The organism is Streptomyces sp. Ncost-T10-10d (assembly GCF_900091955.1).
Taxonomy (GTDB): Bacteria; Actinomycetota; Actinomycetes; order Streptomycetales; family Streptomycetaceae; genus Streptomyces.
Genome location: NZ_FMDF01000073.1, coordinates 125,534 through 138,659, shown reverse-complemented (window position 1 = coordinate 138,659; position 13,126 = coordinate 125,534). Strand labels below are relative to the sequence as shown.

Sequence of the window (13,126 nt, the reverse complement as noted above, 5' to 3'; positions counted from 1 at the left end):
GCAGCCACCAGAAGGGTTCCGGACCGGCCATGGCGCTCTCCCTCTACGTCGACACCGCGCGCTGGCGGGCGCACCAGAAATCCGTCCTCGACCAGTTCCCCGGCCTCGTCCCGGTCTGCAAGGGCAACGGATACGGCTTCGGTCACGAGCGGCTCGCCGACGAGGCCATCCGCTTCGGTTCCGACATGCTCGCCGTCGGCACCACCTATGAAGCGGCCCGCATAAAGGACTGGTTCAGCGGCGATCTGCTGGTCCTCACCCCGTTCCGCCGGGGCGAGGAGCCGGTGCCGCTGCCCGACCGTGTCATCCGGTCCGTCTCGTCCGTGGACGGCGTGCACGCCCTAGTGGGCGCACGGGTCGTCATCGAGTGCATGAGCTCGATGAAGCGCCACGGTGTCAAGGAGGAGGAGCTCGGGCAGCTGCACGCCGCCATCGAGGACGTACGTCTCGAAGGCTTCGCTCTGCACCTGCCGCTGGACCGCACGGACGGCTCGGACGCGGTCGAGGAAGTCATCGGCTGGATGGACCGGCTGCGCGCGGCCCGGCTGCCGCTGCACACCATGTTCGTCAGCCATCTGCGCGCCGAGGAGCTGGGCCGGCTTCAGCAGCAGTTCCCGCAGACCCGTTTCCGCGCCCGCATCGGCACCCGGCTGTGGCTCGGCGACCACGAGGCGACGGAGTACCGGGGCGCCGTTCTGGACGTCACGCGCGTCGTCAAGGGTGACCGTTTCGGCTACCGCCAGCAGAAGGCCGCCTCGGACGGCTGGCTGGTGGTCGTCGCCGGCGGTACGTCGCACGGTGTGGGTCTGGAGGCCCCGAAAGCCCTGCACGGTGTGATGCCGCGCGCCAAGGGTGTCGCCCGCGCGGGCCTGGCCACCGTCAACCGCAACCTGTCGCCGTTCGTCTGGGCCGGCAAGCAGCGGTGGTTCGCCGAACCGCCGCACATGCAGGTGTCGATCCTGTTCGTCCCCTCGGACGCGCAGGAGCCGAAGGTCGGCGACGAGCTGGTGGCCCATCTGCGCCACACGACCACCCAGTTCGACCGCCTCGTCGACCGGTAGGAGGCGCCGAGACGTTCTTCAGGGGACCCCGGCCCCCTGAAGAGGCCCTTCTCAGTCGGCGGCCGGTCCGTGCGCCGCTCCCCATTCCACCCGCGGCCCTTCGACGGCGGGAACGGCATGCCGCGGCGGGTGCGCAGCCCGCCCCAGCACGAATACGTCCTCGGCCCCGTCGAGCACCCCACCGGACGGATCGTCCGACCCGTCGCGCCGCACGACGTCCCGCTCCGGCATCAGAATGTCCCGTACGACAACGGCGCAGAGGTACAGCGTGCCCAGCAGATGCAGGATGATCGCCAGCTGATACCCCTCCGTGGGCAGCCCCTGGTGCTTGTCCCCGCTCGTCGTGTACGCGAGGTACGTCCAGATGCCCAGGAAGTACATGACCTCGCACGTCTGCCAGATCAGGAAGTCGCGCCAGCGCGGCCTGGCCAGGGCAGCCAGGGGAATCAGCCACAGCACGTACTGCGGCGAATAGACCTTGTTGACGAGGATGAACGCGGCGACGACGAGAAAGGCGAGCTGCGCGAAGCGCGGCCTGCGCGGTGCCGTCAGCGTCAGGACACCGATGGCTCCGCACAGCAGGATCGTCAACAGGGTCGAGACTGTGTTGACGGTCGTGACCTCGAAGATCTTTCCGGTGCGCTGTGTGATGACCAGCCAGAATGAGCCGAAGTCGATGCCTCGTTCCTCGCTGAATGTGTAGAACTTCTTCCACCCCTCGGGTGCGAAGACCATCACCGGCAGATTCACGACCAGCCAGGCCCCCGCCGCCCCGAGCGTCGCCATGGCGAACTCCCGCCATTTACCCGCCCGCCAGCACAGAACGAAGATGGGCCCCAGCAGGAACACGGGATAGAGCTTGGCTGCGGTGGCAAGCCCGATGAGGATGCCGAACGCCAGCACCCGCCCCCGGGACCACATGAGCATCGCCGCAGCCGTCAGCGCGACCGCCAGCAGGTCCCAGTTGATCGTCGCGGTGAGCGCGAAGGCGGGCGCGAGGACGATCAGCAGCCCGTCCCAGGGGCGGCGCCGGTGTGTACGGGCGACACAGACGGCGATGATCACGGCGCAGATCATCAGCATGCCGGCATTGACCATCCAGTACATCTGCTCGCGGTGCTGAATGGATCCGCCCGGTGTCAGCCAGGACGCGATCTGCATGAACGCGCCGGTCAGGACGGGGTACTCCAGGTACTGCATGTCGCCGGGCAGCCGGTCGAAGTACGGCACGAGACCTTCGGAGAAGCCACGTCCGACATAGAGATGCGGAATGTCCGAGTAGCAGGCGTGCGTGTACTGCGAACCGGCGCCCCTGAACCACGCCCAGTTGTAGCAGGGCAGCTTCTGCACCATGCCCAGCGCGAACATCCCGAGGGCCACCAGCGCGATGACGCCCACTGGCGTGAGTGCCGTACTGCCGAGCCGTGTCCAGCGCCCCGACCGGCCGCCGATCAGAGCACTGCCCGCCTCGGCGATCTCGTCCTGGTGCGTGGGCCGTACGACGGGCCGTTCCTGGTGCACACTCGTGTCTTCTGCGCTTGGCATGCCGCTCATCCTGCCGTACGGGACTGTGGAAACGTCGAGGGCCGCCGCACCATGTGGTGCGGCGGCCCTCGGCCAGGTCCGGCCGGCCGGCTCGCCGGTCTGTCCGGCCGGAGGGACGTTAACCGGCCGGGCCCCCGAAGATTCCGCCGTTCCCGTTGCCGTTGCCGTTCCCGTTCCCGTTGCCGTTGCCGTTGCCGTTGCCACCGCTCGGTGGCGAGGTGGTTGTCGGCGGACTGGTGCTGGGACCGCCGGCGGCTCCGCCATTCGTCGCGCCGGTGTTGGTCCCGCCGTTGCTGTTCTGGCAGTTCCAGTCCCATGCGCTACAGGTGTCGCTGGGGTCGGGCGCCGGCGTGGACGGGCTCGTCGAGGGCGACTCGGACGCCGACGTGGACGGCAAGGGCGACTCCACCGTGGTGGGCGACGGCTTGGGGCTCTGCGCGCCGCCACCGTAGACCTTCTCACCGATCGGCTGCGGCTCCGGGAATGTCACGACCGGCTTGCCCTGCATCGCCTTCGCCATGTAGTCGTGCCAGATCTGGGCCGGGAACGAGGCACCGTGGATCGTCTTCTCGCCACCCGTGCCGTACATCTTCTCGAACTTGCGGTTCGCGTTCTTCTCGTCGTCGTCCAGCCGGTACATGCTGATGGCCGTGGACAGCTGCGGGGTGTAGCCGACGAACCAGGCCGACTTGTTCTCGTCCGTCGTACCCGTCTTGCCCGCCACGTCACGGCCGGGGAGCTGCGCGGGGGTACCGGTTCCCTTCTCGACGACGTTCTTCAGGACGTCGGTGATGTTGTCGGCGATGTCGGCATCGAAGGCGCGCTTGGGGGCGTCCTTGTGGCGGTAGATGGTTTCGCCCTCGTGCTTCACCTCGGTGACCGAGTAGGGCTCGCGCTGCTGTCCGCTGGCGGCGAAGGTCGCATACGCACCGGCCATACGGATCGCACTGGGCGAGGACGTACCGATGGAGAACGACGGCACATGTGAATCCGCCATGCTGTCGTCGTCCTTGAGGCCGGCGGCAATGGCGACTTTCTTCACCTTGTCGGTGCCAACGTCCATGCCGAGCTGGACGTACGGGGAGTTGGCGGACCACTGCATCGCCTCGCGAAGGGTGATGTTGCCCTTCGACTCATGGCCGTCGTTGGTCTGCAGCCACTCCTTGCCGTTCTCGTCGGTCCAGATCTGACCGTTGTACTTCTTGATCTTCAGCTTGTCGTCGGCGTTGTAGATGCTCAGCGGCGAGACCTGCTCACGCTGCGACACGTCCTGGTCCTCGTCGAGCGAGGGGTCGCGCTTGCCGTACTCCATCGCTGCCGCCAGCACGAACGGCTTGAAGGTCGAACCGACCTGCGCACCCGTGGGGTTGGCGTTGTTGGTGTAGTGCTTGGTCGCGTCCTGACCGCCGTAGATCGCCACGATGGCACCGGTCTTGGGATCCACCGACCCGCCGCCGAACTGGACGTGAGTGTCCGTCTCGGGACGCTGCTTCGGCTTGATCTTGCTGTCGTAGACCTTCTGGACCGCGGCGTTGAGCTCCTTGACCTTCTTCTCGTTGAAGGTGGTGTGGATCTCGTAGCCGCCCTGGGCCAGCTTGTTCGCCGTCATACCCTCGACGTTGTTCAGGGCGTACGACTTGGCGAGGTCGACCAGGTAGCCGGTCTGACCGCCCAGCTGGGCGCTCTTCCTCGGCGGAAGGGGCATCGGGAACTTGGTGTACTTGTCGCGCTCCGCCTGCGAAAGGCGCTTGTCCTTCACCTCTTCGTTGAGGATCCACTCCCAGCGCTTCTTGGCCCGGTCGGTGTTCTTCGCCTTGGTGGCCTCCTTCGCATCCTCCTCGGGGACGCCCGCCGGGTCGAAGTAGGTGGGACCCTTGAGCAGCGTGGCCAGGAACGCACACTCGCTCGCGTTCAGGTCCTCGGCGTCCTTGCCGTAGTACGTACGGGCCGCCGCCTGGATCCCTGAGGCACCTCGCCCGTAGTAGGAGATGTTCAGGTAGTCACGGATGATGACCTTCTTGTCCGTCTCATTGGTGACCTTGAGCGTGATGAAGAGTTCCTGGAACTTCCGGCTCAGGGTCTGTTCCTGGGACAGATAGGAGTTCTTCACGTACTGCTGGGTGATCGTCGATCCACCCTGGGTCTGGCCGCCGGTCGCCATGTTGTACAGAGCACGGGCGATGCCCATGGGGTCGATGCCGCTGTCATGCTCGAAGGACTTGTTCTCAGCCGAGATGACCGCGTTGCGCATGGCTTCGGGGATCTGCGCGTAACCGATCATCTGACGGTTGACCTCACCGCCCGTGGCGACCATCTGCGAGCCGTCGTCCCAGAAATAGACGTTGTTCTGCGCTTTCGCGGTGTCTTTCACGTTGGGCGTGGAAACCATCGCGTACGCGAGGCCGGCCAGGCCCATGAGCAGGCCGAGGAAGCCGATACAGAGGCTGGAGACCAGCTTCCACGACGGCACCCAGCGCCGCATGCCGTACTTCCCGGCGCGCGGATAGTCGATGAAGCGCTTCTTGACAGGACGCTGACCACCGCGGCCACGCCCCCTGCCCGGGCCCTCGTGTCCGCTGTCGCCACCACCACCACCACGACGACGACCACCGCCGCCGCCACGGCTCCCGCCGCCACGCTGGGCGGCTCGCCTCGCCTCGGCGCGGCCGCCGTACGGGCTGTCCCCGCCATGCGAACCGGAAGGTGACTCGGACGTTACTCCGCGTGACGGAGCGGCGCGGCGTCCTGAGGACTGCTGGGCGGCTCGTCTGGCCGCTGCGCGCCCACCACCCTGCGGTTGCGGCGTTTTGCGACGGTGCTCGCTCATGGAACGACTACTCCTCGGGCAGGCGAGAACGCCTGGAAGCGGCAGTTGAGATCCGGTCCCCCCGAATGACGGACCAGCCCTGCGACAGGCTCATCCGCAGTGCATCCGATTGGTCCGCGAAGACTGACGCGCACAGGCGTCTCACGGTTCCCGGTGGTCTGCATGCCGCACAGACTACGCACGGTCAAAACCCTCCTAGGGCCGAACTTCACCCCAAACGACGCAAGTCGGTGCCTACGAATTCACGATGTGACGCCGTTCACGATGACCCCTCTTGTCGCAGCACGACGACCGATCTATCGTCATGATGTATCGAGTCGATACATCAGCTCGGTACATCAGCTCGGCACAGGGCTCCGCGGGAGCACTCGGAGAAGGAGGAGGCGGAATTGAGCAGACGCTCAGGCATCCTCGAATTCGCCGTTCTCGGTCTGCTCCGCGAATCCCCGATGCATGGGTACGAGCTGCGCAAACGTCTCAACACCTCGTTGGGGATCTTCCGCGCCTTCAGCTACGGAACGCTCTACCCCTGCCTCAAGACGCTGGTCGCCAACGGCTGGTTGATCGAAGAGCCGGGAAGCACCCCGGCCGACCTTTCGCCTGCTGCCGGCCGTGCGGTCGCCCCCGCCTCCTCGCTGGCCGGGCGCCGCGCCAAGATCGTCTACCGGCTGACGGCGGAAGGTAAGGAGCACTTCGAGGAACTGCTCTCCCACACCGGGCCCGACTCCTGGGAGGACGAGCACTTCGCAGCCCGTTTCGCCTTCTTCGGGCAGACGGAGCACGAGGTGCGGATGCGGGTGCTGGAAGGCCGGCGCAGCCGGCTGGAGGAGCGCCTGGAGAAGATGCGGGCCTCTCTGGCCCGCACCCGCGAGCGCCTCGACGACTACACGCTTGAGCTGCAGCGACACGGCATGGAGTCCGTGGAGCGCGAAGTGCGCTGGCTGAACGAGCTCATCGAGAGCGAGCGGTCGGGACGGGATCAGCGACGGTCCTCGCCCGGGAGCGAAGCTCCGCAGAACACAGCAGGAGAGACGGACGGCCTGCCCCGGCACCGGGGTAACACCCCGCCGGATCCGTCCGACGACACCTCAAAGTGAGGTCCCCGCAGATCCGCGGGGCTTCATCGGGAACATCCATTACACACAGGGAGCAACCGGAATGGGTTCGGTTCGCGTAGCCATCGTCGGCGTGGGCAACTGCGCCGCCTCGCTGGTCCAGGGCGTCGAGTACTACAAGGACGCCGATCCGGCCGGCAAGGTGCCCGGTCTGATGCACGTCCAGTTCGGCGACTACCACGTGCGGGACGTCGAGTTCGTCGCCGCCTTCGACGTCGACGCGAAGAAGGTCGGCCTCGACCTCGCGGACGCCATCGGTGCCAGCGAGAACAACACCATCAAGCTCTGCGACGTGCCGAACGCCGGCGTCACCGTCCAGCGCGGCCACACCCACGACGGCCTGGGCAAGTACTACCGCCAGACCATCGAGGAGTCGACCGAGGCCCCGGTCGACATCGTCCAGGTCCTCAAGGACCGTAAGGTCGACGTCCTCGTCTGCTACCTGCCTGTCGGATCCGAGGTCGCTGCGAAGTTCTACGCGCAGTGCGCCATCGATGCCAAGGTCGCGTTCGTCAACGCTCTCCCGGTCTTCATCGCCGGCACCAAGGAGTGGGCGGACAAGTTCACCGAGGCCGGTGTCCCGATCGTCGGCGACGACATCAAGTCGCAGGTCGGCGCCACGATCACGCACCGCGTGATGGCGAAGCTCTTCGAGGACCGGGGCGTCATCCTGGACCGCACGATGCAGCTGAACGTCGGCGGCAACATGGACTTCAAGAACATGCTCGAGCGTGAGCGCCTGGAGTCCAAGAAGATCTCCAAGACGCAGGCCGTCACTTCCCAGATCCGTGACCGCGAGCTCGGCGCGGACAACGTCCACATCGGTCCGTCGGACTACGTGGCCTGGCTGGACGACCGCAAGTGGGCGTACGTGCGCCTCGAGGGCCGCGCCTTCGGTGACGTTCCGCTGAACCTGGAGTACAAGCTGGAGGTCTGGGACTCCCCGAACTCCGCCGGTGTCATCATCGACGCCGTCCGCGCCGCGAAGATCGCCAAGGACCGCGGCATCGGTGGCCCGATCCTCTCCGCGTCCTCCTACTTCATGAAGTCCCCGCCGGTCCAGTACTTCGACGACGAGGCCCGCGAGAACGTCGAGAAGTTCATCAGGGGCGAGGTCGCCAACTGACGCGACCGGACACGGCGCGTCGGCGCGGCTCGGTGATGAGCGGCAACGCTCCTTCCCTTCCGCACCTTTGAGGGTCCCCGGGTAATCCGCCCGGGGACCCTCAACGTATGTGACCCTTGATCACATGCCTGTCGTAGGTGATCTGCGCGTACTTCTGCGCCTTCGGAACTTCCGTCGTCTGCTCGCCGTACGACTTCTCTCCCAGTCGGCCGACGGCGTCTACCAGGTGGCACTGGCGGCTCATGTCGTCTTCTCCCCGGAGAAACAGGCATCGGCGGCGGCCATCGCCTCCGCAATGGCCGTGCTGCTGCTGCCGTACTCGCTCATCGGCCCCTTTGCCGGCGTCCTGCTGGACCGCTGGCCGCGCCGTCAGGTCTTTCTGTACGGCAACCTGCTGCGCGCCGCACTCGCCTGCTGCACCGCACTCCTGATCCTCGGTTCCGCACCCGACTGGCTCTTCTACGCCTCGGCGCTGTGCGTCACCGCGGTCAACCGCTTCGTACTGGCCGGGCTCTCGGCCGCACTGCCACGCGTCGTCGACAGGGACCGACTGGTAGTGGCGAACTCGCTCTCACCGACCGCGGGCACCCTCGCCGCAACGGCCGGCGGTGGCCTCGCCTTCATCATGCGGCTGCTGCTCGCCGACTCCGATGCGGCGGTGGTGCTGCTGGGCGCGGCTCTCTACCTCGCTTCGGCGCTGGCATCCCTGAGCCTTGCCACCGGGCTCCTCGGGCCGGATCAGGACGAGGCCCGCATCCGGCTGAGAGAGGCTCTGGTCACCACCGCGCGGGGGCTCGCCGGCGGACTGCGCCATCTCGCGGAACGGAAGCAAGCAACCCGGGCACTGGCCGCCATGACCGTGATCCGCTTCTGCTACGGGGCACTGACCGTGATGGTGCTGATGTTGTGCCGGTACGCCTGGTCCGACAGCGAATCCGAAGGCCTGGCCCTCCTCGGAGTGGCTGTGGCGATCTCCGGTGCGGGGTTCTTCGCGGCAGCCGTGGTGACACCTTGGGCGGTAGGGCGGCTCGGCCGATTCCGCTGGATGGCGGTGTGCGCGGCGTCGGCCGCCGTCCTCGAACCCGCGCTGGGGCTGTGGTTCGTCCCCGTACCGATACTCGTCGCGGCCTTTATCCTCGGACTCGTCACCCAGGGGTCGAAAATCGCGACGGACACGGTGGTGCAGACCTCGGTGGACGATGCCTTCCGAGGCCGGGTCTTCTCCCTCTACGACGTGCTGTTCAACGTGGCATTCGTGGGCGCTGCCGCAGTCTCCGCTCTGATGCTGCCCCCTGACGGTCAGTCGTTCGTGGTGGTGATCGGGGTAGCGGTGCTCTATGCGGTCATCGCCGTACTGCTGTTCCGGTGGAGCCGCGCCGACAGCTAGCACCGGTACGGCGAGGGGCGCTGTTTCACGTGAAACAGCGCCCCTCGCCGTACCGGGTCGCGGTCATGTTTCACGTGAAACATGACCGCGACCCGGTCCTCACTCCTACCGATCGAGCCTCCAGCGATCTCAGGTCTGCGCCGCCCACCACTTCTTGAGCTTCTCTACCGCCACGTCATGCCCCATCGGCCCGTGCTCCAGCCGCAGCTCCAGCAGGAACGCGTAGGCCTTGCCGATAACCGGCCCAGGACCGACACCCAGGGTCTCCATGATCTCGTTGCCGTCGAGGTCGGGCCGGATGGCATCCAGCTCCTCCTGCTCCTGCAGCTGCGCAATGCGCTCCTCAAGCCCGTCATAGGTCCGCGAGAGAGCAGCGGCCTTGCGCTTGTTCCGCGTGGTGCAGTCCGAGCGGGTCAGCTTGTGCAGCCGCTCCAGCAGAGGCCCCGCATCACGCACATACCTGCGCACAGCGGAGTCGGTCCACTCGCCGTCGCCGTAGCCATGGAAGCGCAGGTGAAGCTCCACTAGCTTCGAGACGTCCTTGACCATCTCGTTGGAGTACTTGAGTTCCGCCATCCGCTTCTTGACCATCTTGGCGCCCACCACCTCGTGGTGATGGAAGGAGACGCGCCCGTCCTTCTCGAAACGCCGCGTCCTCGGCTTGCCGATGTCATGGAGGAGAGCGGCAAGACGCAGAACCAGATCAGGGCCGTCCTCCTCCAGGTCGATCGCCTGCTCCAGGACGGTCAGCGAGTGCTCGTAGACATCCTTGTGACGGTGATGCTCGTCACTTTCCAGACGCAGCGCGGGGAGCTCCGGCAGCACCTGCTGTGCCAGCCCCGTGTCGACGAGCAGCGCCAGACCAGTGCGGGGGTTGGCGGAGAGCAGCAGTTTGTTGAGCTCCTCCCTGACCCGCTCGGCGGAGACGATCTCGATACGCCCGGCCATTTCCGTCATTGCCGTGACCACATCCGTGGCGACATCGAAGTCCAGCTGCGCGGCGAAGCGAGCAGCACGCAGCATGCGCAGCGGATCGTCGGAGAACGACTCCTCGGGGGTGCCGGGAGTGCGCAGTACACGTTCGGCCAGGTCCTCAAGACCGCCGTGGGGATCGATGAAGTCCTTCTGCGGAAGCGCTACCGCCATCGCGTTGACCGTGAAGTCGCGACGGACGAGGTCTTCCTCAATGGAATCGCCGTAGGACACCTCGGGCTTGCGCGAGGTCCTGTCGTACGCCTCCGACCTGTATGTGGTGACCTCGATCTGGTAGCCGTCCTTCTGAGCACCCACGGTGCCGAAGGCGATCCCGACCTCCCATACCGAATCGGCCCACGGCCGGACGATCTTCAGCACGGCCTCGGGGCGGGCGTCGGTCGTGAAGTCCAGGTCGTTCCCGAGCCTGCCGAGAAGCGCATCCCGGACCGAGCCGCCGACCAGGGCGAGGCTGAATCCGGCATCCTGGAAACGGCGGGCGAGGTCGTCGGCGACCGGGGACACCCGCAGCAGTTCACTGACTGCGCGGTGCTGCACCTGGGTCAGGGCACGGGAGCTGTCTTCATTGGCGTTCGACACAACAGAAAAGGGTACGTGCCCGGACCGGCCCGGTCGTCCTGGTTTCGTCCCGCCCTGCGAGACTCTTCCGATCATGTAGCGGACTCCCCAGCACTTGGCACCCACGCACATCGTTACCATGCGGGGACGCAGCAACCGACAACCATCGACACCATCTGACAACGACGAGGGACGGGTAGGCGCGTGGCCGAGGCGGCAGACATTCAGGGGATCGGTCCCTCTCCTGCCCGCCGGTGGCTGCGGCGCACAGCCTCCTTGATCCTCGGGGCGCCGCTCGTCGCAGCTCTGCTGGCCGGACCGGCCGCACCCATCGCACAGGCCGGCGGGACCTCCAAGGCCCCGACCGTCTCCGAAACAGTCAGTGTGTCCCTGGACACCCTCGCTCCGAGCGCGCCGGTGAAGGGGGACACCCTGACCGTCTCCGGCACCGTGACCAACAGGGGCAAGGACACGATCACGCAGGCGAAGGTCGACCTGCGAGTCGGCCCGAGGCTCTTCGACAGGACATCGATCGACACCGCCGCCAAGCGCACCGGGTTCGTCCCCGGCAGCGACCCGGCTCCACTCGGCGGCAAGTACACGGTGAAGTTCGCGAAGCTCGCTTCCGGAACAAGCCAGGACTTCACGCTGTCCGTCCCGGTCGGCAAACTGGGGCTCGGCGACGACGGCGTCTACCAGCTCGGCGTCTCGCTGTCGGGGCAGACCCCCCGGGCCCGGTACGACCAGGTTCTGGGGATCCAGCGCACCTTCCTGCCCTGGCAGGAAGAGGAGCGTGACTCCACGACGAAGGTCACCTATCTCTGGCCGCTCATCGCATCGCCCCACGTCACTGCCGAGACCGGCTCCGACGATCAGCAGACGCCTGTGTTCGCGGACGACGACCTGGCCGCCGAACTCGCTCCGGGCGGACGCCTCGAACAGCTGGTCTCGCTGGGCAGTCAGCTGCCCGTGACGTGGGTCATCGATCCGGACCTGCTGGCCAGTGTCGATGCGATGACGATGAACTACCGCGTCAAGTCCGGCGACACCACCGTCGCCGGGAAGAATCAGGCCGTCGCCAAGAAGTGGCTCACCTCGCTGGAGGCCGCGGTCTCGGACAGCAAGGTTGTCGCGCTTCCGTTCGCCGACCCCGATCTGGCGTCCATCGCACACCGCGGCAAGAACGTGTCGGGCACTCTCAGCCACCTGCAGACCGCCACGGAGGTGGCCGGGACAACGGTGCAGACCATCCTTCATGTGAAGCCGTCGACCGACTTCGCCTGGCCCGTCGACGGAGCGATCGACCCGTCGATCGTCGACGTCGCCACCTCGGCCGGCGCCCACAACGTGATCGCCCGCAGCGACAGCCTCCCGGAGACCGGCGGCCTGTCGTACACGCCCACCGCGGCCCGGCCGATCGGCGGCGGCACGACCGCGGTGGTCTCCGACGCCCGGCTCTCCACGGCCTTCGAGGGCGACATGTCGAAGGCGGGGAACTCCACCCTCGCCGTACAGAAATTCCTCGCTCTGACCCTCGCTCTGACCCAGCAGGACACCGACGCGGAACGGAGCATCGTCGTCGCACCGCAGCGGATGCCGACTGTCGCCCAGGCCCAGTCGATGGCCGCCGCCCTGCACGCCCTCGACGACGAACGCTGGACAGAACCCCTCGGGCTCGTGGACGCGGCCGAGGCGAAGCCCGACACGGACGCGACGACCAGCGTCCCCGGATCGTCCCAGTACCCGAAGAAGCTCCGCAGCCAGGAGCTGCCCACCCAGGCGTTCCAGGACATCAAGTCCACCCAGGTCTCGCTCAACAACTTCCAGGTCATCCTCACCCAGCCCGAGCGGGTGGTGACTCCCTTCGGCAACGCGGTCAACCGCTCCATGTCGACGTCATGGCGTGGCAGGCCGCTGGAGGCCCAGCAGTACCGGGACTCGGTACGCACCTATCTGCAGGGCCTCATCAACGAGGTCCAGCTCATCTCGAAGTCGGACGTCACCCTGTCCGGCCGCAGCGCCACGATCCCGGTGACCGTTCAGAACAGACTGTTGCAGGGCGTGGACCATCTGGTCCTCCGGCTCAAGTCGGAGAACGCGACCCGGCTCAAGCTGAACGACGACGGGGCCGTGGCGGAGCAGCCGATCCGGATCGCCGGCGGCCACAGCCAGTCCGTGAAATTCGACGCCGCGGCCAACGTCAATGGCCAGGTGCAGATGACCGCACAGCTCTACACCGAGGACGGCACACCGTACGGCGGAGAAATGACCTTCACCGTGAAGGTCTCCGAGCTCACCCCGACCGTGCTGCTGGTGATCGCCGGTGGGCTGCTCCTTCTGGTCCTCGCAGGCATCAGGATGTACACCCACCGCAAGCGCGCCAACGCGGGCGGGGACAACGGCGGCGAACCCGAGCAGCCGAGTGACCCGACCCCGGACACCGATCCGGAAAACGGGGAGCCGTCGGGCTCGGGTGAGAAAGTGGAACGTTGAGCGATGTCTGTCGTGGCCTGT

The 13,126-nt window shown here is 66.7% G+C and carries 9 protein-coding genes; 6 read left to right on the top strand and 3 right to left on the bottom strand.

Annotated features, from left to right (window positions below; genetic code table 11):
• Nucleotides 1–29: 29 nt before the first annotated feature.
• Complete coding sequence (locus tag GA0115254_RS10860; protein WP_093895066.1) at nt 30–1,061, top strand: alanine racemase; 1,032 nt, start codon at nt 30–32, stop codon at nt 1,059–1,061.
• A 51-nt stretch (nt 1,062–1,112) separates the two neighbouring features.
• On the opposite strand, the gene GA0115254_RS10855 is transcribed toward GA0115254_RS10860, so the two are convergent.
• Together GA0115254_RS10855 and GA0115254_RS10850 are read right to left on the bottom strand one after the other, a co-directional pair.
• Nucleotides 1,113–2,606: a glycosyltransferase family 87 protein gene (locus GA0115254_RS10855; RefSeq protein WP_093895065.1), complete on the bottom strand. Its 1,494-nt coding sequence runs from the start codon at nt 2,604–2,606 to the stop codon at nt 1,113–1,115.
• Nucleotides 2,607–2,724: 118 nt separating this feature from the next.
• Nucleotides 2,725–5,088 (bottom strand): transglycosylase domain-containing protein, encoded by a 2,364-nt coding sequence (locus GA0115254_RS10850; RefSeq protein ID WP_256102490.1) that lies wholly within the window; start codon nt 5,086–5,088, stop codon nt 2,725–2,727.
• Between the two features lie 87 nt (nt 5,089–5,175).
• On the opposite strand from GA0115254_RS10850, the gene GA0115254_RS45840 reads away from it, so the two are divergent.
• From GA0115254_RS45840 to GA0115254_RS10835, 4 genes are all read left to right on the top strand, one after another.
• A complete protein-coding gene (locus GA0115254_RS45840) occupies nt 5,176–5,313 on the top strand; it encodes a hypothetical protein (protein WP_256102489.1) in 138 nt (45 codons plus the stop codon).
• Between the two features lie 509 nt (nt 5,314–5,822).
• On the top strand, nt 5,823–6,530 hold the full coding sequence (locus GA0115254_RS10845) for a PadR family transcriptional regulator (protein WP_093895063.1): 708 nt from the start codon (nt 5,823–5,825) through the stop codon (nt 6,528–6,530).
• A gap of 61 nt (nt 6,531–6,591) precedes the next feature.
• Entirely contained in the window at nt 6,592–7,674 is a 1,083-nt protein-coding gene (locus GA0115254_RS10840; protein WP_093895062.1) for an inositol-3-phosphate synthase, read from the top strand.
• Between the two features lie 124 nt (nt 7,675–7,798).
• A complete protein-coding gene (locus GA0115254_RS10835) occupies nt 7,799–9,061 on the top strand; it encodes an MFS transporter (RefSeq protein ID WP_093895061.1) in 1,263 nt (420 codons plus the stop codon).
• 129 nt (nt 9,062–9,190) lie between these two features.
• Here the strand turns inward: GA0115254_RS10835 and GA0115254_RS10830 are convergent, their stop codons facing one another.
• Complete coding sequence (locus tag GA0115254_RS10830) at nt 9,191–10,633, bottom strand: CCA tRNA nucleotidyltransferase (protein WP_093895060.1); 1,443 nt, start codon at nt 10,631–10,633, stop codon at nt 9,191–9,193.
• Nucleotides 10,634–10,816: 183 nt separating this feature from the next.
• Between GA0115254_RS10830 and GA0115254_RS10825 the strand changes: the two genes are divergently transcribed.
• Nucleotides 10,817–13,105: a DUF6049 family protein gene (locus GA0115254_RS10825; RefSeq protein ID WP_093895059.1), complete on the top strand. Its 2,289-nt coding sequence runs from the start codon at nt 10,817–10,819 to the stop codon at nt 13,103–13,105.
• Nucleotides 13,106–13,126 lie beyond the last annotated feature (21 nt).